We start from the raw sequence: 20,549 nt of genomic DNA on the forward strand, positions 1-20,549 counted from the left end.
TTGCTTGGTTCTTTCCGGGCGGTTGTCAAACGACCGCGGTGGCCGCGGGGAGTTGCGAGGGGACTGAAATCGGCTTATGGGTGAAGGACATGCGTTTGATCACGATTTCCCTCCACGTCCTTCTTCTTCTGCTGCCGGTGCGTTTTGCTCTTGCTGATGAGCAGGCGGATCTGGCCTTCCTGCAGGCCTCGGCCGCTCTTGATGGTGCCCTGATCCCGGCATTGATTGCCGTCAGAGAGGGAGAGGCCTCCGGTGTCGGGGTGCAATTGGATAAGGTGACCGAAGCCTGGCAGGCCTACCGGTCGGATCAGCTCGCCATCCTCAAGACGGCTCCGGGTTGGGCGATGACCCGGGGCGGCATGGAACGTCGACTGGAGATGGCGAAGCGCTTTGTCGGAAACGGAGATGTTTCCATGGCCCGGCTCGTCCTCGACCAGATGCAGGTTGACCTGTTTCGTCTGCGTCAGTCGCTCGGTCGGGAAACGTTCGTCGACCGGTTGGTGGGCTTCCACGAAGAAATGGAGTCGATCCTCGCCGAAACGGAAACCGGCCGGAAGACGAATGATCCGGAGTCGTTGAGGAAAGGGATCGAAGCGCTGGAGAATTCTTGGGAGGCGATTGAAGCCGAAGGGGTGGACAGCGCCGTCTACGGTCTGCTCTGGGAGGACGCCACGAAGGTAAAGGGCCTGATCGCGGCGGAGAGCGTGGCGATACGCCAGTTGGGCGAGGCCGTGGATCGTGGTCGGGATGATGATCTTGGCGATCTGGCCGAGGCGGTCAGAACTGCGTTTCGGGACGTCGTGCTCTTTTTTGGGGAATAGTGGCGGAGACTGCTCCTTCGTTCGGACTGCTCAACGTTTCGCCAGGAAATCCAGGGTGGCTCCGGCGAGTCGCCTGCCGCCCTCGATGCAATAGGAGAGGGAGATCCCGTCACGGGCATTGCCACCGATCTGGAGTCCGGGGTTTTCCCTTTCGACCCTGAGGGTGGCTTGAAGGAAGCGACCGTGCCCGACTTCGTATTGTGGAATGGCCCGGGGCCAGAGGCGCCGGTGTTCGAAGACGGGCGCGCCGTGGAGGCCAAGGAGCTTCTCCAGATCGCGGAGAATGAGGGCCCGCAGTTCGTCGATGGGAAGACCGGCCAGTTCCGGGGCACGGGTGCCACCGACAAAGGTTGTCAGGAGAACGTGGTCTTCCGGTGCCCGACCCGGAAACAGGGATGAACTGAAAAGGGTTCCGAGGATCCTGAACGGTTCGAGGGCGGGGATGAGGGCTCCGAATCCGTCGAGGGGGTGGGCGATCTGGTCCCGTCGAAAGCCCATGGCGTAGCTGACGACCGGGGGATGTTTGATTTCGCCCATGGTCCTGAGCACCTCGCTTCCCCGGATCCGGAGGGACGCCAGGGCGGTGGCCGGCAGGGCAAGAACCACGGCGTCGGCTTGGATTGTTTCGGTGGAGGAGGGCTGGCCGACGCGGATTCGCCATTGGCCGTCGAAGTCCAGTCCGGCGACCGGGGTGGAGAGGCGAACCGGTTCCCGGAGTGAGTCCGCCAGCTGTCTGGGCAACGCCTGCAGGCCGTCGGGGAAGGAGACCAGACGGGTGCGGTAGAGGGTGCCGGCCCGCCGCCGTTCCCGGCGGCGGGCGACAGACCCGAGGATCAGGGAGCGGTGGTCCTGTTCGAGGTTGAAGAGCTTGGGGAAACCGTAGCGGACTGAGAGTTGATCGGGATTGCCGGCATACACCCCGCCGACAAAGGGGGTGATGGCGTAGTCGAGCATTTCCCGACCCAATCGGCGCAGGACGAAGGAGGAAAGGGATTCGTCGGTATCGGGTGGGGGTTTGCGGGCAAAGAGCTCTCCGATCAGCCGCAGTTTGGCTTTGAAGGAAAAGAGAGGCGTCCCGAGGAAGCCGACGGGTGAGCCGGGAACCGCGATGGCGCGGCCGTGGCGGACAAGGTAGCGTTTGGAGGCGGCGGGATCGGCCTCGATCAGGTTCAGCCGCGGAGCTGCCTCCCGGAGCCAGTTCTCGTGCTCGGCCGAAGACAGCTGGATGGTATTGGGACCCTCTTCCACGAGGTAACCGGAGTTCTGGATCGAGCGGATGTTTCCGCCGACCTGAGAACCCGCTTCAAAGACGGTCACCCGGTGGCCGGCCCTCTCGATTCGTGAAGCCGCGCCCAATCCCGTAAGACCGGCTCCGATGACTGCGACGTTGGCCATGGCGGACGGGAGTGGGTCAGATTGTCTTGGAAAAGCGATTGGGCGCTTTGCCGAGATAGGCGTCGAAGAGCATCGCGAGATTCCTCAGGAGGAGGCGTCCCATATCGGTCACCTGGAATCCGGTCGGGGTCGACTCGATCAGGCCGTCGACTTCGAACTGGCCGAGCGCCTCGACAGCCGAGGCGAAGTAGTCGCGGAAGTCGATCTCGAGTTCGCGGCCGATCTGGTCGAAATCGAGTTCGAGGTCGCACATCAGGCGCATGATGACCGTCCGGCGGATGACGTCATCGCGGTTGAGGCGGACCGCCCGGGAAATGGGCAGGCGGCCGGAATCCACCGCCTTGTAGTATTCAGGCAGGGTTTTTTCGTTCTGCCGGTAATGCGCGTCGATCTGGGAAATCGAGGACATTCCAAAACTGTAGATGTCGGCGCCGGCCAGGGTGCTGTAGCCCTGGAAATTGCGCTGCAGGGTCTTGGATTGCTGGGCGAGCGAGAGTTCGTCCCCGGCCCGGGCGAAGTGATCCATCCCGATATAGCGGTAACCCCTGGAGGTGAGCTTCTCCGTGACCAGCTTGAGCATGCCCAGTTTCGTGTCGGCTCCCGGCAGGACCTTGAGCAGCTTCTGGGCCGGTTTCATCCAGGGGACATGGGCGTAATTGAAGACGGCGAAGCGGTCGGGGCCGATCTCGAGGGCGATCTCAAGGGTCTGGTCGAAGGTGGTCTCGTTCTGATGGGGCAGCCCGTAGATGAGATCAAAATTCACCGAGCGAAATCCGGCTTCGCGGATCCACTCGACCGTTTGTTCGGTCACGGCGCGAGGCTGGATCCGGTTGACCGCCTCCTGAACTTCCGAATTGAAATCCTGGATACCAATGGAGGCGCGATTGATCCCGATCCGGGCAAAGGCCTCGACGTGTTCCCGGGTCAGCCGCCTCGGGTCGAGCTCGACGCTGCATTCCGCGCCGTTTTCGAAATTGAAGGCGCGATGGATGATGGATCCCAGGCGGTCGATTTCGACCGGTTCGAGAAAACTCGGGGTACCGCCGCCGAAGTGCATCTGGACCACCTTCCGATCCGGGTGCAGAAGGTGCCGGGTCAGTTCGATTTCCTTTTCGAGGTGGTCGAGGTAGACGGGGGTTCGGCCGTGATCACCACCGATCACGGTGGTGCATCCGCAGAACCAGCAGAGGGTCTCGCAGAAAGGCAGATGAAAATAGAGGGAAAGGGGGCGGGGCTCGCGGTTGTTTTCCCGGATGTCGTCGATCAGGGGCTGCGGATCGTCGACCTCGGCGAACTGGACGGCGGTCGGGTAGGAGGTGTAGCGGGGCCCCGGCAGGTCGTACTTCCGGACTAGGTCGAGGTTTACGGAAAGGTGCTTCATCGGAATCTCTCCACGGTTTCAACAAGGGCGGCCATGCATTCGATTTTCGCCTGGGGATGGATGCCGTGTCCGAGATTGACGATGTACCCGGGCCTGCCCCGCATGGACTCGAGGAGGCGGTTGGTTTCGCGGACGACGGTCGTGGGTGTGGTTTCCATCAGGATCGGATCAAGGTTTCCCTGGAGGGCGAGCGAATCAGGCAGTCTGGCACGGGCTTCGGCCATGTCGACTGTCCAGTCGAGGCTGAGCACCTGAATGCCGGATTCGGCCTGGAGCCCGGCACTGGCGTAGGTATTGCGTGCGTAAAGAATGACCGGGACCCGGCCATTGACGATCCGGACGAGCCGACGGATCCATTGGAGGGACCCGCGGTCGTAGTCGACCCCGGGAAGGGCGCCTCCCCATGAGTCGAAGATCTGGACGGCATCGACACCGGCCGCAATCTGGCCATCGAGGTATTGACCAACCGCTTCGGTCAGCCGTTCCATGAGTCTTTCGAAGAGCCCGGGCTGTGAGTGAAAGAGATTCTTGGCGGCAGTGAATTCCTTGGAACTGCCTCCCTCGATCATGTAGGTCGCGAGTGTCCAGGGGGATCCGGCAAAGCCGAGGAGGGCCTTGTCCGGGGAGAGAGCCTTCCGGACCTGCCGGATGGCCCGGTAGACGTAATCGAGGCGGGGGCGGACGTCGCCGGTCAGGAGTCGGTCGAAGTCGCCGTCCGACCGGATGGCGAAATCCATCGCGATACCGCCTCCGTCGCGGAAGGAATAGGGCAGACCCATCGCCTCGGGCACGACGAGGATATCGGAAAAGAGAATGGCGGCGTCGAGGTCGAAGCGGCGGAGGGGCTGAAGAGTGACTTCGGTGGCCAGGTCCGGGGTCGTCACCAGGGTCACGAAATCGTGTTTGGCCCGCAGATCGCGGTACTCCGGGAGATAGCGGCCGGCCTGACGCATGACCCAGACGGGCGGTCGGTCCACCGGCTGGTTGTGGCAGGCATTGAGAAAGCGTTCCCTGGAAGTCATTCCAGGTATGAAAACAACTACTGGACCGGATCGGGCAACACCAAACGGTTGACGCCCGGGTTTGACCGGTCAGTTCGGCGAGCGCAGAACACCGCGTCCCTCGAGGCGGGAGCGGACAAGACGGCCGATCATGCCGTAGCGTGGACTGGCGAGGGCGGAGGCCAGAAAGAGGAAGCCGAGTGCCATGACGATGCAGGCTCCGCTGGCGAGTCCAAAGTGGTAGCTGGTGAGGAGACCGGCGACCGAACTGACCATGGCAGCGGCGATTGCCAGGCCGAATAGGACCGTCAGGCGGTCGGTCCAGAGGTAAGCGGTGACGGCGGGGAGGATGAAGAGTCCGAGGGCAAGAACGATGCCCATGGCCTGAAGGGCGGCCAGGAGGTTGATTGAGGTGAGAGCGAGGATCGAGAGGTGTATGAATCCGCCGTGTCCTCCGGTGGCGCGGAAAAAGATCGGGTCGAATGTCTCCAGAATGAGGCTGCGTTGAAAAAGGACCACGACGGCGACGGCGAGGGTTGAGGCGCCCGCGGCCAGGTAGAGATCCGCCTGGGTCACTCCGAGGATATTCCCAAAAAGCATGGGCAGGAGTTTGACCTGTGGCCCGATTGCGGTGAGCAGGGCGACGCCCAGTCCGAAGAGGACGATGAAGATGGCGGCGAAGGCGGCTTCCTCCTTGACCCGGGTCAGGCGGCTGATGAGGGCGCTGCCGAGAGTCGTCAGAAGGCCGGCGGCGAGGGCGCCGGCGAAAAGTCCGATCGGACTGGGGCCGAAAAAGAGATAAGAGAGGCCGATGCCCGGCAGGAGGGAATGGGCGAGGGCATCGCCCATCAGGGCGAGGCGGCGGAGGACGAGAAGGGATCCGAGAAGGCCGCCGCTCACGCTCAGAAAGAGAGCCGAGGCCAATCCCCGCTGCATGAACTCGAATCGGAACGGGTCAAGAAATATGGTTTCGAGACTCATGGCGTGGGTGGAACGGGAGCGTCATTGCCGTAGGCGGTACGGATATTTTCGGCGCTCAGAACGGTGTCGGGGTCGCCGGTCGCGATGACGCGGGTCCGGAGAAGGATTGCCTGGTCGAAGTAACGTCGGGCGAGTTCCAGGTCATGGACGACGGCCAGCAGGGTGCGGCCCTGGCTTTTCCATTTCCGGAAGAGCGTGAGGAGATCGGCGGTCGCCCGCATGTCCAGATTGCTGAACGGTTCGTCGAGGAGGAAGATGTCTGCCCCCTGGGCGAGCGCGCGGGCGAGAAAGACCCGTTGTTGCTGTCCGCCCGAGAGCTTCCGGATCTGGCGGTCGATGATGTTTTCGAGTCCCATCTCCTGGATGGCTGAGCGGACAGCCTCGTGATCGTCGGGACCGAATCCGCGAAAGGGACCGAGGTGCGGGTAGCGTCCCTGCTTGACCACGGAGCCGACGGTGATGGGAAAATCCCAGTCGATTTCCGCCCGCTGGGGCAGATAAGCCAGGCGGGGGAGGGCGTGATGGGCGTGAGAGTCGCCGATCCGGATTTCGCCGGAGCTGAGCGGATGCCAGCCGAGGATTGATCGAAGAAGGGTGGTCTTGCCGGCGCCGTTGGGACCGACCACCGCGGTCAGGGAGTTGCAGAGGAATTGGGCGTCGACCGCCTCGAGGGCGGGTCGCCGTCCAAAGTGGACGGATACGTCATGGAACCGAAGGATGTAGGGGTTCACGGGTTGTTTCCTTCCGGTGCGCAGAACTGCTCGAGGGATATCGCTTCCACCAGATCGGAGTCCGACCAGAAGGTGCGGTCAATCTGCGCGTTTTCCCCCCGGATCCGCAGGCGGACGGCAATAGGGATGGGGTCGACGGCCGGTGTCGGCTCGATGTCGAGAACGAGGCGGGAATCCCCGGTGAGAGGTCCGGCGTAATCACCGGACCAGGACAGGTCCGAAGTCGCGCGAGGTGCAAGAGGGACCCCTTCGAGGCGCATGCCCCAGGCGGTAACCGGCCGGCTCGCGATCACGTCGATGTTCAGATGCGAGGTTTCCATCCCTGACGGTTCGCCGACCTTCGGGTCGGCTGGAGTCGGGCGGGTTGTGTTCTCCGCGAAGCGACCCGCCACCAGGAAAGCGACGATTCCGTAGAGGGCGACGACCGCGATTCGTCCGGTGAAGCCGAGTGCCCGTCGGGGCGTCGTCATGGCAGTGTCGCTGCCTCCGGATCGAGGATGCGCAGGATGCGGATCACGTTGAGGGCGAACATACCGGTGAAGGTCGCCGAGAGCTCGCCCGGGGATCCGAGTGTGCCGGTGTAGAGGGTTTCGCCGACCGGAATGCCGCTTTCCCGGGCGATTTGCCGGATGACGCCCTGGTTGGAACCGTACTCGACAAAGATTCCCTGAATTCGGCGAGCCCTCAGGTCGTCGATGATGGCACTGATCTGGCGGGCGTCCGGGTCCTGGTAGGGGGACAAGCCGACCACGGAGACGATTTTCAGGCCGTAGGCCCGTCCGAAGTATTCGAGGCCCTGGTGGGAAACGAGGATGGAGCGGGATCCGGCCGGCAGATTGAGCAACTGGCGGCGGGTCCAACTGTCGAGGGCAAGTAGTTCGCGGGTGTAGAGTTCCGTCAGCCGCAGGTAGGTGTCGCGTTCGAGGGGATTGATGTCGATGAGCGCATCACGGATGACCTCGGCGTAGGTGACGGCATTCCTGAGGTCCTGCCAGGCGTGGGGATCGACGGGACCGTGGTGATGGTCATGGTCATCGAGCGGATCGTGATCGGTCGGGTCGATTGAGATGAGCCGGGAACGCACCGCGGCCTCGACCAATCGTCCCTTGAAGTCGGCATTCTCGAGAATCGGATCGAGCGTGGTCTCCAAGCCGAAACCATTGATGACGAGAAGATCCGCATCGGTCAGGTCGCGGATAGTGGCCGGCGTCGGATCGAAGGAATGGATGTCGAGGCCGGGGGGCAGCAGGCAGATGGCCTCCACCCGATCACCGCCGACATGGAGCACCATATCGTGCAGGATGGGATTGGTCGTGACCACTCTCGGATTGGGGGATTCCGACGTCTTCTGTCCGGCGGCGGCAAGGAAGCTGCCGCTCAGAAGCAGGACGATGGCAAGACGGGCCGCGGAATGGACGGACAGGATGGAGGTCACGGGTTCTGGATGAATCGGACAAATGCGGCATTCGTCAACCCATCAGTCGGCCTGGATACGGCCGAACCGGCGGTGGTGACAGGTCCATCTCCGTGCGGTTCGGGAACCAGGCGGGCGAACGGCTGTCCGGGAGAGGGCATCAGTTCTTGTTGCGAAACGGAAAAATGCGATCACCTTCTTGAATCATGCGGTTCACTCAAATATCCCCAATCATCGCGCTTTCGGCAATTCTCGTCAATGGGTTGCCCGTGTCTGCGCAGGAGACCGGCAGTCTTGAGCCCATGGTGGTGGAGACGGATGCCGACGACCTTGAGGGCGTCACCGTCCAGGTGGTGATGGAGTCGGGTGACTCCGGGGCGAGTGCCGTCGCCGACGATCAATCCGAATCCGAGGACCGCGAGATGAAGGCGTTGCGGGAAAAGCGCGACCGGCTTTCCATCCTCAATCAGATTGCGGCGGAGGAGCAGAAGCAGCAGCTCAACGAATTGAAAGCGGAGCGGGAGCGGATCGCTCTTGAGAACGGACTGGCTCGGGAGAAGCTGGCTCTGGAAATGGCCGAGGCCAAGGCGGCCCTGGATCGACTGAGCCTGGAGGTGGAGCAGGTGAACAAACAGCTCTCGCTGGAAGGGGCGATGCGCAAGAAGGCGCTTGAGACAGAACTGGCGGATATGCGGGCGGAGGAGGAGCGCCTGAAGCTGGCCAATTCGCTGGCGGGACAATCGATCGAGGCACGGATGATCGACTACCGCCTGAAGGAAGCCGAATTCAAGAACGAGAAGACCGGGCTGGAGAACGAAGTCGCCCGACTGCAGGCGGAATTGATCAAACGGGAGAAGACTGAGATACTTGAAGACCAGGTGGTTGCGGAAAGGGACTATCGGATCGATCCGTTTCTTGACGGCCAGTTGGTGGTGAGCGATCGACGGATTGCCCTGAATGGCCCGATCTTCCAGGAGACGGCCGATTACGTGGCGGAGCGGATTGCCTTCTTCAACAACCAGAATGACGAGTTTCCGATCTTCATCGTGATCGATTATTCGCCGGGCGGCTCGGCCATGGCGGGGTTCAAGATCCTGCGATCAATGCAGGGAAGCGAGGCGCCCGTTTACGTGGTGGTGAAATCGTATGCGGCGAGCATGGCGGCAGCCATCGCGACGCTGGCCGAGCGGTCGTTTGCCTATCCCAACGCCATCATGCTTCATCACCAGGCCGCGACCATCGTCTGGGGCAACCTGACCCAGCAGCGCGAGGCGCTCGAGCAGGCCCAGAAATGGTGGACAAGGCTGGCCGAACCGATCGCGGCCAAGATGGGTATCACCCTCGATGAATTCATCGAGAGGATGTATCAGAAGAACTCGGACGGCAACTGGAGCGAGTTTGCCGATGAGGCGGTCAAACTCGGATGGATCGACGAGATTGCCACCAATGTCCGGGAGACCTCCTATGTGAAGAATCCCGACCGGTTTGGCTCGTCCGTTCCCGTCACGGTCCGCCTGGAAGAACGCATCGATGACAAGGGCAAGCCCTATGCGATGCTTCCCCGGCTGGTCCCGTTCGACCACTATTACCTCTACAATCCGGACAAGTACTACCGGCTGCCCTGAGGGGGTGGCGGCTCAATCCATTACTTCGAGAGTCGGTAGGAGAGGCTTTATGCCTCGAGACGACAGTTGATCGAGGCGTAAAGCCTCTCCTGCAAACGCAACCTGCATGCGAGGGACGGCCCGGCGGCCCGTCCCTACCACGGATTCCCTTCGGGTCCTACGGGTTCAGGCTTTGGAGCTTGCGGCGACTGACGAGGCGTCAGGTGCGGCGGCATCATCGGGATCGAACTCGTAGCCGATTCCGTGGATGGTGCGCAGGCAATCGAGCGGGCGATCGTTGCGGTTGAAGATGTCCCTGATCTTCACGATGTACTGATCGAGCGAGCGGCTCCTGACGTCGGCGTGCAGGCCCCAGACCGAATGGATCAGGTTTTTCCGGGTGATGATGGACCGCGGATTGGCATTGAGGTAGGCAAGGATACCCAGTTCCTTCCGGCCGATCTTTTCGGATTCGCCGTTTTCAAAGTTGATCGACATGGTGCCGGGATCAACAGTCCCGCCGGCAAAACCGAAAGGTTCATCCGTAACCCGGACGTTCTTGGTCACGTTATGGTCGCCGGCTGATTCGGCCCGTCGAAGCACGGCGTGGATCCGCGCCACCAATTCGGCGGCGCTGAACGGTTTGGTCACGTAATCGTCAGCACCGATTTCCAGGCCTTTGACCTTGGAGACTTCAGAGTCGTTCCCGGTGAGAAAGATGGTCGGCACGGCCGTCTCCTTGCGTCGGAGTTCCTCAAGGAAGGTGAACCCGTCCTGGTCGGGAAGGGTCACGTCGAGCAGCATCAGGTTGGCGAAGTTGTTCTCCAGGAAGCGCTTGGCGTGAGCAGTCCGGTGGTAGACCTGGGTCAGCATCCCGGCGTGTTCGAGATGCTCCTGGATCGCTGAGGCAAGGGCCTCGTCGTCTTCGACGATTAGGATGAGCGGTTTGGGACGGGCTACCATGTTCGTTTGAGTGGATCGTTAATATTCTTTGAAATCGTCAAGACAAGAGCCGGATTAAGGGATTTTATCGGCATTTGCGGGAATGTGACGAACGCAATCGGGCTGAGGCTTGGAATGGGTGATGTTCGGGCAGTGCCGAGTTGGATTTGGTCGGGGTTCTCCTAAATTGGCTTGAGTGTTGGATCGGGGCGGTTCTGGTTTCTTTTGTGTCAGACAGCAAGCCACTCCTCATGATCGGATTGCCCAAGGGAAGTCTCGAAGAGGCAACCCGGGCGCTCTTCGCGAAAGCGGGATTTCGCATCTCGGTCAGCTCCCGTTCTTATCGACCGGTTTTCGACGATCCTGAGCTCGACGGGCGGCTTGTCCGGGCCCAGGAAATCAGCCGTTACGTCGACCATGGGTATTTTGATTGCGGTCTGACCGGGCAGGATTGGATCCTCGAGAACGAATCCGATGTGGTTGAGGTCTGCGATCTGATCTACAGCCGGGCCTCCAATGCCAGGTCTCGCTGGGTGATCGCGGTCCCGGAAGAGTCGCCGATCCGCCGGGTGGAGGACCTGGAGGGCAGGCGGGTCGCCACCGAACTGGTTGGCACGACCCGCCGGTTCCTGGAATCGAAGGGGGTAAAGGCCGAGGTGGAGTTTTCCTGGGGTGCGACGGAGGTGAAGGTCCCGGACCTGGTCGATGCCATCGTGGATATCACGGAGACGGGCAGTTCGCTGCGGGCGAACAAGCTGCGGATCGTCGATACCCTCATGTTGACCAACACGAAGTTCATCGCCAATCGAGTCAGCTGGGCGAATCCGGAAAAGCGCCGCAAGATCGAGACGATCGCGCTGCTGCTGAAAGCGGCCCTGGAGGCCGAAAGCAAGGTCGGGCTCAAGCTGAACACGCCCAAGGCCGGACTGGAGGAACTCCTCAAATCGCTCCCGGCCCTGCGCAATCCGACGGTTTCTCCCCTGACCAGCCCGGACTGGGTGGCGCTGGAGACGGTCATCGATGAAAGCGTGGTGCGCGAAATCATTCCCCGGCTGAAGGAATTGGGGGCCGAAGGGATTATTGAATACCCGCTGAACAAGGTGGTCTACTGACATGACGGTCAGAGTCGGATTGATCCAGACCTCCGCTTCGGAGGATGCGGCGGCAAATCTTGAAAAGACAATTGCGCTGGTGCACCGGGCGGCGGATGCGGGGGCGCAGATCATCTGCCTGCAGGAACTCTTCCTGACCCCGTATTTCTGCAAGCGTGAGGATGTGGGTCTCTTTGCCCTGGCCGAGCCGGTGCCGGGGCCGACGACCGACCGGATGGTCGAGGTGGCACGGGAGCGGGCCGTGGTCCTGGTGGTGTCACTCTTTGAGAAGAGGGCATCGGGATTGTATCACAATACTGCGGCGGTCATCGATGCGGACGGGAGGTACCTGGGCAAGTACCGGAAGATGCATATCCCGGACGATCCCCTCTACTACGAGAAATTCTATTTCACGCCCGGAGACCTCGGTTACCGCTCCTGGAAGACCCGCTACGGGACGATCGGCGTGCTCATCTGCTGGGACCAATGGTATCCCGAGGCGGCCCGGCTGACCGCGCTTTCCGGGGCGCAGATTCTCTTCTATCCGACCGCGATCGGCTGGCATCTACACGAAAAAGAGACTCACGGCGCCGCTCACCACACCGCCTGGGAAACCGTCCAGCGGGGCCATGCCGTGGCCAACGGCTGTTACGTGGTCGCGGTCAACCGCATCGGGTTGGAGGAGTCGATCGAGTTCTTCGGCGGCTCATTTGTCGCCGATCCCCACGGACAACTCCTGCACAAATCCCCTCATGACCGGGAGGAAGTCGCGGTTGTCGATGTTGACCTGGAGAGCATCGACGACGTCCGTTGCAACTGGCCCTTCCTGCGTGACCGGAGGATCGATACCTACGGCGATCTGCAGAAGCGCTACATCGACTGATGGATGCGTCCGGACCGACCCCTTCCGCCCTCGGGTTCCGGATGCCGGCGGAGTGGTCGCGGCAGCGTGCGGTCTGGTTGTCCTGGCCGCATAAACTGGATACATGGCCGGGGAAGTTCGGCCCGATTCCGGCCAAGTTTGCCGAGATCGCGGCCGTCATCAGCCGCCATGAGGAGGTGGGCATCAATTGTGCGGCCGCACTGCAGGCCGGCGCCCTCACTCTGCTCCGTGATGCGGGCGCGGAGGTGGCTCGCATCCATCTTTACGATCATCCGACCAATGACACCTGGTGTCGGGATCACGGGCCGATCTTTGTCCGTCACCCGGAGACCGGGGAGGTCGCGGCGACCGACTGGCGTTACAATGCGTGGGGAGGCAAGTACCCACCCTTTGATCTCGACAACCGGATACCGGAGCGGATTGCCGCGGTTCGCGGTTACCGCCGTTTCGCCTTTGACCTGATCCTCGAGGGCGGCTCGCTGGACGTGAACGGGGTGGGGGACCTCCTGACCACGGAGGCCTGCCTGCTCAACCCGAACCGCAATCCGACGCGTTCGCGTGGAGAGATCGAAACGGCCCTGCGGGAGGGGCTTGGGGTTGAGCGGATCCATTGGTTGGCGGACGGCATCATCGGAGACGACACGGACGGTCATGTGGATGACCTGTCGCGTTTCTTCTCACCAACCGGTATCGTCACCTGTCTTGAGCCCAATACGGCAGATGCCAATCACCCGATCCTGCAGGATAACTTCGAGCGTCTCCATGGACTCAGGGACGGTTCCGGGCAACCCTTCGAAATCCGCACTCTTCCGATGCCGGAACCGTGTTTCCATGAGGACCAGCAGATGCCGGCCAGCTATGCGAATTTCCTGATCATCAACGACGCGGTCCTGATGCCGACCTTCCGACAGGCTGACCGGGACACCGAGGCGGCCGCTGTTCTGGCGGGTTGTTTTCCGGGCCGTAAGGTCATCCCGGTCGACTGCCTGGACCTGGTCTGGGGCCTGGGCACCCTCCATTGCATTTCGCAACAGGAGCCGGAGGGCCGGGTTGGGGGTGGGTAGGGATTGAGATTTGCGACTTGAGATCCGGCGGCAGGGATCCGAAATCCCTGATTGGCTTCGCTTTTCCCTTGCAGGGGGAGGCGGGGTTTGAGAGATTTCACGGTTTGCGGCGAAAAATATGACCGGCAGCCGCCTGCTCCAGGCCGGTCACTCTGTAGTTCAACCCTTAATCACGGTCAGCGTCAGTCGCTGGCATCGCCTTTCAGGTCACCGGCAGACGGAGCGGATCCGGCAGACGGAAGGTTTCAGTCATGAGTTCAGTAATGCAAGACCTGCTCGCCCAGAGCACCTTTGAGACCCTCAGGGAGGGTTCGATTGTTCCGGGCACGATCACCGAAATCCGACAGAACGAAGTTGTCGTCGATATCGGTGGAAAGTCCGAAGGTGTCATTCCGGCTGTCGAGTTCCCTGATCTTGGTGAACTCCAGGTCGGCTCGCAGATCGATATTTTTCTCGAACGGCTGGAGAACCGGGACGGCAATCCGATCCTTTCGTTCGACAAGGCCGAGCAGAAGAAGAACTGGGAAAACATCCTGACCAAGTGCGAGGAGGGTTCGATTGTTTCCGGTCGGGTCCGCTCCAAGGTCAAGGGAGGCCTTATCGTCGGCATCGGTGTGGATGCCTTCCTGCCGGCTTCGCACATCGATGTGCAGCCGCCCAAGAATCTCGATCAGTACATTGGTCAGACCTACGATTTCAAGGTCCTCAAGATCATCCTCGACCGGAAGAATATCGTTCTTTCGCGTCGTGAGCTGATTGAGGAAACCCGCGCAAACAAGCGCAAGGAGCTTCTCGACAAGATTGCCCCGGGCCAGATCCGTCGCGGTGTGGTCAAGAATATCACCGATTTCGGCGCCTTCATCGATCTGGACGGTATGGACGGCCTCCTCCACATCACCGACATGAGCTGGGGTCGGATTTCCCACCCGAGCGAATTGCTCAAGCAGGGTGAGGAAGTCGATGTCATGATCATCGAGGTCAATCGCGAGAAGGAACGGGTGTCGCTCGGTCTGAAGCAGACCAAGAACAATCCCTGGGACAAGATCGACAGCAAGTTCCCGGTCGGTTCCAAGATTCGCGGCCGGGTGGTCAACCTCGTTCCCTACGGCGCCTTCGTGGAGCTGGAACAGGGCGTCGAAGGTCTGGTCCACGTGACCGAGATGTCCTGGACCAAACGGATCGCCAAGCCGAGCGATATTCTCAAGGTGGGCGACGAGGTCGATGCGGTTGTCCTCGGCATCCAGAAGGAAGAGCAGAAGATCTCTCTCGGCCTGCGTCAGCTCGATCCCAACCCCTGGGACATGGTTCGCCACAATTATCCGGTGGGCGCGCACGTCCGCGGGAAGGTCCGCAATATCACCACCTACGGTGCCTTCGTCGAACTCGAAGAGGGGATCGACGGCATGGTGCACGTCTCCGACATGTCCTGGACCCGCAAGGTCAATCACCCGAGTGAGGTGGTCAAGAAGGGCGACGAGATCGACGCGATGGTCCTGGACGTGGACGTCCAGCAGCAGCGGATTTCGCTAGGCATGAAGCAGCTGGCCGAGGATCCGTGGCAGAACATAGAGAGTCGCTTCAAGGTGGGTGATGTGGTTGAGGGCACCGTTTCGAAGATCACCTCTTTTGGTGCCTTCATCGAGCTGAAGGACCATATCGATGGTCTTGTCCACATCAGCCAGATTACCGAGGATCGGGTTGAGAAGATCAAGGATGTGCTCAAGGCCGGCCAGGCGGTCACCGCCCGCGTGATCAAGATCGATCGCGACGAACGGCGGATTGGCCTGAGCATCAAGGCAGCCAACTACAGCGCCGAGGAGTTGCAGGCCGAGGCGGCCTCTTACGACTCGATGAAGGACAGTGGCGACCTGATGAATCTCGGCGACATCCTCGACGAGGCGACCAAGTAAGTTTCCGCTTCGATCCGGGCCGGTCGCCGGGTCGAAGTGTTCGTTTTAGGGAAAAGGCCCGGACTCCTGAAGGAGTCCGGGCCTTTTTCATTTGTGGAACTGTGTTGAACCCGCGCGATCCGGGCGAGGGGGGCTCGGGAGAAACTTGGGCTCACCCGGCGATCTTTTCGCGGTGCCTGGTCTCGAAAAATTCGCGGATCACTTCCATCCGCTCTTTTTCCCGTTGTTCGACCGCGATTTCCTCGACAGTGCGCTGGCGTTCCTTGTTGTACATGACCCGCCTCATCTTGGAGAGGGCCATGTTCTGAAGCTGGCGGACACGTTCCCGGGTGATGCCGAAGATCTCGCCCACCTCTTCGAGGGTCAGCGGCGTATCACCGCCGAGACCGAAGCGCAGCCGAATGATCTTGGCTTCACGTTCATCGAGGTCGCGGATCATCTGGTTGACGTCGGTCTGGAGCGACTTGTCGCGAAGTTGCTCAAAGGGGGTCGATGCGTTCTCGTCGCCGACGATTTCGCCGAATTCCGTGCTGTCTCCGTCTTCTCCGACGGGTGCATTCAGTGAGGTGGGGCGCACGCTGACCGACTTGAGGTGGGCCACCTTGTTGACCGGCATGTGCATCTCGTCGGCGATTTCCTCGTCGGTTGGCTCGCGGCCGAATTCCTCGGTCAGAGCCATGGCCGTCTTGCGCATCTTGGAGATCTTGTCGACCAGGTGGACGGGCAGGCGGATCGTCTTGCTCTGATTGGCGAGGGCCCGCTTGATCGACTGCTTGATCCACCAGGCGGCGTAGGTGCTGAGTTTGCCGCCCTTGTTCGGGTCAAAGCGCTCCACCGCCTTGATCAGGCCGATATTGCCTTCGCTGATCAGGTCGAGCAGCGGCAGGCCGAAGTCCTTGTAGTCGTGGGCGATTTTGACCACGAGGCGGAGGTTGGACTTGATCATGAGATCACGCGCCTCCTTATTCCCGCTCTGGATGAGCCCAGCCAGCTCCACTTCCTGCTCCGGGCGCAGCAAGGGGGTTCTTCCGATCTCCTGGAGATAAAGCTTCAGGCTGGACCGTTCGGAACTGTCGAGTGCCTCGCGGGAGCGGGCCGGTTCAATCAGGGATGGAGGCGCCGCCTCCCGGGGAACGGTGGTGGTTTCAAGTTCGTGGTGAGTGGTTTCCTTCGGAAAGGAAAGGGTGCCGCGCCGTGTTCGTGGTGCTTTGGTATCCATCATATCCTCCGTTATTCTTGGTAAAGTTGCCGCGTAATTTGTTCCGTTCGGGATAACGAATCCTGGCGAATTGTCTGCTGATCAGAGGTGCGGGGGTCTTGAAAATTCCCCAAGTGCCCTCTTCTTCTACCACCATAATTCGTTCCACATCCCTCAAGGGATGCAGAAAAACACCGGAAAACCGGTCGATCACGTCGGCCCGTGATCGCGTGGAATCAAAGAGATTCCGCCAGATCAACCGCCCGGAAGAGGGCGGATGCCTTGAAAATGGTTTCGTTGAATTCGGCCTCCGGGACGGAGTCGGCGACCAGACCGGCCCCGGCCTGAATGAAGATTTTGCCGCCCTTGATCAACGCGGTTCGCAGGTTGATGCACGAGTCAAGATTGCCATTATAGCCGAAATTGCCAAGAACTCCCGCATAGGGCCCGCGCTGTTCCTTTTCCTCATCGGCGATGATCTGCATGGCGCGGATTTTCGGGGCTCCCGAGACGGTGCCTGCTGGAAAGGTCGCGCGGAGGAGATCGAAGGCATTACGGTCGTCTGCGATCCGGCCCTCGACCTGGGAAACGATATGCATTACGTGTGAGTAGCGCTCGATCGCCATGTATTCCGGGACATGAATCGTGCCGTATTGACACACTCGACCGATGTCATTGCGTGCCAAATCGACCAGCATGAGGTGTTCGGCCCTTTCTTTTTCGTCGGCCAGGAGTTCCTTTTCGAGGCGGACATCCTCATCGGGATTGGAGCCTCTCGGTCGTGTTCCGGCAATTGGTCGAATTTCGACCAGTTGGTCGGTCAGGCGGACATGTACCTCGGGCGAGGCACCGACCAGGGCGAAGTCCTCGGCCTCGAGCAGGAACATGTAGGGAGACGGATTGATAGTCCGCAGTGCCCGGTAGAGATCGAGCGGAGGGCGGGTGAACCCGCGTTCGAAGCGCTGGGAGAGAACGACCTGGATGATATCACCGGCGCGGATGAATTCCTTGGCGTTTTCGACCATGGATTCAAAGCGGGGTTGGGTGAAGTTTCCGGGATGGGGGCGAACCGGTGTCGCCTTGGGAAGCCGGGCGGGCGTCAGGCCGTGGTCACGGTTGAGGACTTCCTGGAGGGAGTTGAGTTCATCGACCGCTGCCGCGTAGGCCTGATCGGGGTCAATACCGGGCGTGATGTGGACATTGACGCAGAGGCGCAGGGTCTGGCGGGCCCTGTCGAAGACGAGCAGCGAATCCGCCAGCATGAAATAGAGCAGGGGGGTGCCGAGCACGTCGCGGGCGGCCTTTGGGACGCTCGGCTCGATATGGTGGATGTACTCATAGCCGACGAAGCCGACGGCTCCGCCCATGAACCGGGGCATGTCGGGCAGCTCGACCGGTTGGTAACGGGACATTTCCTCCTCGATCAGGGTCAGGGGATCGGCCGGGGTGTCGATCCATTCATCCTCATGACCCTGGATACGGATCCGGGTGCGGGCACCCTCGACCCGGATGATCTTGCGGGGCCGGCAGCCGATGAAACTGTAGCGCGAGAGATTTTCGCCTCCTTCGATGGATTCGAGGAGGAACGCGGGGCCGTCGCTCTTGAGTTTGGCATAGGCGGAAACGGGCGTCTCAAGGTCGGCAATCCAGTCGGTGGTGACGGGGACAACGTTGCCCTGCTGGCAGAGACGACGGAAGGATTGCGGATCTGGATTGACGTGCATGGCTGGAGTGGCGCGAGCGAGAGAGACGCCCCCGGTCGGCGCCCCGGTTTTTCGAGCGCCCGGCAGCAGCGGATTTGAATGTTCTGCTGAAAGCCGGACCTTTTTCTGTTGTTCATTAATGGTCAGCCCCTTAGAGTCTACAAGTTTTTAGGGACCTGAATTATGAACCCGAAATTTAACGTTGTATCCGTCATTATGGGTGGTGGCCGCGGAACCCGCCTTTACCCACTCACCCAGGAGCGATGCAAGCCCGCGGTCCCACTGGCGGGAAAGTACCGGCTGGTTGATATCCCGATCAGCAATTGCCTGAACTCGGGTATCAATCGCATCTTCCTTCTCTCCCAGTTCAACACGGCGTCGCTGCACCGCCATATCCAGAGCACCTACCGGTTCGATACCTTTTCCGGGGGGGTGGTTGAGATTCTTTCGGCGGAGCAGACGGAAAAAGGAGACAGCTGGTACCAGGGAACGGCGGACGCGGTTCGCCAGAACCTCCATCACTTTGCCGACCACAAGCATGACATCGTGCTGATCCTCTCCGGCGACCAGCTCTACCGGATGGATTTTTCCGCCATCGTCCAGCAGCATGTTGACAGCAAAGCGGATGTGACGATCGCCGCCATGCCGATTCACGAGTCGAAGGTGACCGGACTCGGATTGATGAAGGTGAGCGAAGACCTCTCGGTCTCCGAGTTTGCCGAGAAACCGAAGGATCCGGAAGTGATCCGTCGCCTGGTCATCAGTGACCACCTGCAGAGTCAATTGAAGTCGACGCCTCCCGGGCCGCATTGCCTGGCCTCGATGGGAATTTACGTTTTCAACCGAACCGCGCTGCTTGAGGCTTTGAACAACAATATGACCGACTTCGGCAAGGAGGTCATTCCAAGTCTCCTGGGCACCCATCGTCTGTGCAGCTACATCTTTGAAGGCTACTGGGAGGATATCGGAACGGTCCGGGCCTTTTTCGAGGCCAACCTGCTGCTGACCAATCCGCTGCCGCCCTTCAATTTCTTTACACCGGGGGCTCCGATTTACACGCACGCGCGCTACCTGCCGTCGTCGAAGGTGAACAAGTGCTTCATTGACCATGTGATCATTGCCGACGGGTGCATCATCACCGAATCCCACCTCAAACGCTGCGTCATCGGGATTCGCTCCATCCTGCGCCACAATACCCGTCTCGAAAACGTGATCATCATGGGCTCAGATGTTTTCGAGAGTGAAGGGGAACTGGCCCAGAACCGGGAATCCGGGGTGCCTGATATCGGGATTGGTGAGAACACGGTGATCAAGGATGCGATCATCGACAAGAATGCCCGCATCGGCCGCAACGTGGTGCTTGATCCCGCGGGAAAGCCGGAGAATTTCGAATCCAAAGGAATCTATATCCGGGACGGCGTTCTGGTCGTACCGAAGAACGCGGTGATCCCGGACAACACAGTCATCTGAGGAGCACACACGATGAAAAAGCTGCTGGTTTGCACGGACGGTTCTTCCTATGCGCGGGTCTGCTGTGAATATGCGGCATGGCTGGCCAATCGAACCGGGGCATCGGTCGAGCTGCTCTACGTCACGGACCTGCGGCAGTTTGAGGTCCCGCTGATCGCCGATCTGAGCGGGAGCCTCGGCATACAGCCGTATCAGGCGATTCTTGGGCAACTGCAGGAGCTGGAGAGCAAGAAGGCGAAGGTCATACTTGAAGACGGCTCCAAGGTCTTTGAAGAGGCGGGATTGGGCGACCGGCTCACCACCACCCACAAGACGGGGCTGCTGGTGGACTGTTTGAGTGACTACGAGGGGACGGAAGACATGGTCATCCTGGGGAAGCGGGGTGAGAACGCGAATTTTGCGACCGAGCACCTGGGCTCCACCATGGAGCGCGTGGTTCGGGCCTCAAGTCGCCCTTGCCTGGTCACTTCAAGGGCCTTTCAGGTTCCCAAGAGGGTTCTTGTTGCGCATGACGGTGGGGAAAGCTGCAACAAGGCGGTCGAATTCCTTGCGAAGTCCACAATGATTCGGGGGATCGACGTCCACGTCGTCACGGTTGTATCGCAATCGGAGGATGAAGCGCTCAAACATCTCCGCAAGGCGGAGTCGACTCTGCGCGCGGGCGGCTATTCCCCGGTCTGCCAGATGTTGCACGGAGACCCCGAGGAAGCCATTGCCAGTTATGTGTCCACCAATCAGATCGGCCTTCTGGTGATGGGCGCCTATGGCCACAGCCGGATTCGCTATCTGATCATCGGCAGCACCACGACCGAAATGATCCGCACCTGCAAGGTGCCGGTTCTGCTCTTCCGCTGAGGGAGGCGACCACGACGAGGCGGGAGAGGGTTCACGCCTCGATCAACCGGCGCCACGCGCGCCCCGAAGCCGGCGGGTGGTCGGCTGTGTGATGCTGGAGATGCG

The 20,549-nt window shown here is 60.8% G+C and carries 18 protein-coding genes; 8 read left to right on the forward strand and 10 right to left on the reverse strand.

Annotation, left to right across the window (positions count from 1 at the left end):
* The first annotated feature begins 89 nt into the window (after positions 1-89).
* Complete coding sequence (locus R3F07_18290; protein ID MEZ5278337.1) at positions 90-821, forward strand: hypothetical protein; 732 nt, start codon at positions 90-92, stop codon at positions 819-821.
* A 30-nt stretch (positions 822-851) separates the two neighbouring features.
* On the opposite strand, the gene hemG is transcribed toward R3F07_18290, so the two are convergent.
* The 7 genes from hemG to R3F07_18325 form a co-directional block, all read right to left on the reverse strand.
* Positions 852-2,216, reverse strand: coding sequence for a protoporphyrinogen oxidase (hemG, locus tag R3F07_18295; GenBank protein MEZ5278338.1), 1,365 nt, complete (start codon positions 2,214-2,216; stop codon positions 852-854).
* Positions 2,217-2,232: 16 nt separating this feature from the next.
* Positions 2,233-3,597, reverse strand: a complete 1,365-nt coding sequence (gene hemN, locus R3F07_18300; GenBank protein MEZ5278339.1) for an oxygen-independent coproporphyrinogen III oxidase — start codon at positions 3,595-3,597, stop codon at positions 2,233-2,235.
* A complete protein-coding gene (hemE, locus tag R3F07_18305) occupies positions 3,594-4,619 on the reverse strand; it encodes a uroporphyrinogen decarboxylase (protein MEZ5278340.1) in 1,026 nt (341 codons plus the stop codon). Before hemE ends, hemN begins: the two co-directional genes overlap by 4 nt.
* Positions 4,620-4,688: 69 nt before the next feature.
* Positions 4,689-5,579 (reverse strand): metal ABC transporter permease, encoded by an 891-nt coding sequence (locus R3F07_18310; protein ID MEZ5278341.1) that lies wholly within the window; start codon positions 5,577-5,579, stop codon positions 4,689-4,691.
* Positions 5,576-6,310: a metal ABC transporter ATP-binding protein gene (locus R3F07_18315; GenBank protein MEZ5278342.1), complete on the reverse strand. Its 735-nt coding sequence runs from the start codon at positions 6,308-6,310 to the stop codon at positions 5,576-5,578. Before R3F07_18315 ends, R3F07_18310 begins: the two co-directional genes overlap by 4 nt.
* Positions 6,307-6,780: a hypothetical protein gene (locus R3F07_18320; GenBank protein MEZ5278343.1), complete on the reverse strand. Its 474-nt coding sequence runs from the start codon at positions 6,778-6,780 to the stop codon at positions 6,307-6,309. The genes R3F07_18315 and R3F07_18320 overlap by 4 nt, the downstream gene beginning before the upstream one ends.
* A complete protein-coding gene (locus tag R3F07_18325) occupies positions 6,777-7,745 on the reverse strand; it encodes a zinc ABC transporter substrate-binding protein (protein ID MEZ5278344.1) in 969 nt (322 codons plus the stop codon). The genes R3F07_18320 and R3F07_18325 overlap by 4 nt, the downstream gene beginning before the upstream one ends.
* Positions 7,746-7,930: 185 nt before the next feature.
* On the opposite strand from R3F07_18325, the gene R3F07_18330 reads away from it, so the two are divergent.
* The gene (locus R3F07_18330) at positions 7,931-9,349 is read left to right on the forward strand and encodes an ATP-dependent Clp protease proteolytic subunit (protein ID MEZ5278345.1); all 1,419 of its coding nucleotides are present in this window, start codon (positions 7,931-7,933) and stop codon (positions 9,347-9,349) included.
* Positions 9,350-9,514: 165 nt separating this feature from the next.
* On the opposite strand, the gene R3F07_18335 is transcribed toward R3F07_18330, so the two are convergent.
* Positions 9,515-10,291, reverse strand: coding sequence for a response regulator transcription factor (locus R3F07_18335; GenBank protein MEZ5278346.1), 777 nt, complete (start codon positions 10,289-10,291; stop codon positions 9,515-9,517).
* 206 nt (positions 10,292-10,497) lie between these two features.
* Between R3F07_18335 and hisG the strand changes: the two genes are divergently transcribed.
* The 4 genes from hisG to rpsA all read left to right on the forward strand — a co-directional run bounded on the left by hisG (position 10,498) and on the right by rpsA (position 15,218).
* Complete coding sequence (gene hisG, locus R3F07_18340; GenBank protein MEZ5278347.1) at positions 10,498-11,382, forward strand: ATP phosphoribosyltransferase; 885 nt, start codon at positions 10,498-10,500, stop codon at positions 11,380-11,382.
* 1 nt (position 11,383) lies between these two features.
* Positions 11,384-12,244, forward strand: a complete 861-nt coding sequence (locus tag R3F07_18345; GenBank protein ID MEZ5278348.1) for a carbon-nitrogen hydrolase — start codon at positions 11,384-11,386, stop codon at positions 12,242-12,244.
* Complete coding sequence (locus R3F07_18350; GenBank protein MEZ5278349.1) at positions 12,244-13,308, forward strand: agmatine deiminase family protein; 1,065 nt, start codon at positions 12,244-12,246, stop codon at positions 13,306-13,308. The genes R3F07_18345 and R3F07_18350 overlap by 1 nt, the downstream gene beginning before the upstream one ends.
* 251 nt (positions 13,309-13,559) lie before the next feature.
* A complete protein-coding gene (gene rpsA / locus R3F07_18355; protein ID MEZ5278350.1) occupies positions 13,560-15,218 on the forward strand; it encodes a 30S ribosomal protein S1 in 1,659 nt (552 codons plus the stop codon).
* 151 nt (positions 15,219-15,369) lie between these two features.
* Here the strand turns inward: rpsA and R3F07_18360 are convergent, their stop codons facing one another.
* Positions 15,370-16,440, reverse strand: coding sequence for a sigma-70 family RNA polymerase sigma factor (locus R3F07_18360; protein MEZ5278351.1), 1,071 nt, complete (start codon positions 16,438-16,440; stop codon positions 15,370-15,372).
* A 212-nt stretch (positions 16,441-16,652) separates the two neighbouring features.
* On the reverse strand, positions 16,653-18,140 hold the full coding sequence (gene trpE / locus R3F07_18365; protein MEZ5278352.1) for an anthranilate synthase component I: 1,488 nt from the start codon (positions 18,138-18,140) through the stop codon (positions 16,653-16,655).
* Between the two features lie 162 nt (positions 18,141-18,302).
* On the opposite strand from trpE, the gene R3F07_18370 reads away from it, so the two are divergent.
* Both R3F07_18370 and R3F07_18375 read left to right on the forward strand, forming a co-directional pair.
* Entirely contained in the window at positions 18,303-19,589 is a 1,287-nt protein-coding gene (locus R3F07_18370; protein ID MEZ5278353.1) for a glucose-1-phosphate adenylyltransferase, read from the forward strand.
* 12 nt (positions 19,590-19,601) lie between these two features.
* Positions 19,602-20,444 (forward strand): universal stress protein, encoded by an 843-nt coding sequence (locus R3F07_18375; GenBank protein ID MEZ5278354.1) that lies wholly within the window; start codon positions 19,602-19,604, stop codon positions 20,442-20,444.
* Positions 20,445-20,549: the final 105 nt, after the last annotated feature.

It is taken from the genome of Opitutaceae bacterium (assembly GCA_041395105.1).
Classification (GTDB): Bacteria; Verrucomicrobiota; Verrucomicrobiia; order Opitutales; family Opitutaceae; genus B12-G4.

Bases quoted from the DNA above. Each gene is read 5' to 3' on its own strand.
- hemE (MEZ5278340.1), bottom strand. From the start codon at position 4,619: ATGACTTCCAGGGAACGCTTTCTCAATGCCTGCCACAACCAGCCGGTG.
- R3F07_18345 (MEZ5278348.1), top strand. From the start codon at position 11,384: ATGACGGTCAGAGTCGGATTGATCCAGACCTCCGCTTCGGAGGATGCG.
- R3F07_18330 (MEZ5278345.1), top strand. From the start codon at position 7,931: ATGCGGTTCACTCAAATATCCCCAATCATCGCGCTTTCGGCAATTCTC.
- R3F07_18350 (MEZ5278349.1), top strand. From the start codon at position 12,244: ATGGATGCGTCCGGACCGACCCCTTCCGCCCTCGGGTTCCGGATGCCG.
- hemN (MEZ5278339.1), bottom strand. From the start codon at position 3,597: ATGAAGCACCTTTCCGTAAACCTCGACCTAGTCCGGAAGTACGACCTG.
- R3F07_18360 (MEZ5278351.1), bottom strand. From the start codon at position 16,440: ATGATGGATACCAAAGCACCACGAACACGGCGCGGCACCCTTTCCTTT.
- R3F07_18310 (MEZ5278341.1), bottom strand. From the start codon at position 5,579: ATGAGTCTCGAAACCATATTTCTTGACCCGTTCCGATTCGAGTTCATG.
- trpE (MEZ5278352.1), bottom strand. From the start codon at position 18,140: ATGCACGTCAATCCAGATCCGCAATCCTTCCGTCGTCTCTGCCAGCAG.
- R3F07_18375 (MEZ5278354.1), top strand. From the start codon at position 19,602: ATGAAAAAGCTGCTGGTTTGCACGGACGGTTCTTCCTATGCGCGGGTC.
- R3F07_18370 (MEZ5278353.1), top strand. From the start codon at position 18,303: ATGAACCCGAAATTTAACGTTGTATCCGTCATTATGGGTGGTGGCCGC.
- R3F07_18335 (MEZ5278346.1), bottom strand. From the start codon at position 10,291: ATGGTAGCCCGTCCCAAACCGCTCATCCTAATCGTCGAAGACGACGAG.
- rpsA (MEZ5278350.1), top strand. From the start codon at position 13,560: ATGAGTTCAGTAATGCAAGACCTGCTCGCCCAGAGCACCTTTGAGACC.
- R3F07_18320 (MEZ5278343.1), bottom strand. From the start codon at position 6,780: ATGACGACGCCCCGACGGGCACTCGGCTTCACCGGACGAATCGCGGTC.
- R3F07_18290 (MEZ5278337.1), top strand. From the start codon at position 90: ATGCGTTTGATCACGATTTCCCTCCACGTCCTTCTTCTTCTGCTGCCG.
- hemG (MEZ5278338.1), bottom strand. From the start codon at position 2,216: ATGGCCAACGTCGCAGTCATCGGAGCCGGTCTTACGGGATTGGGCGCG.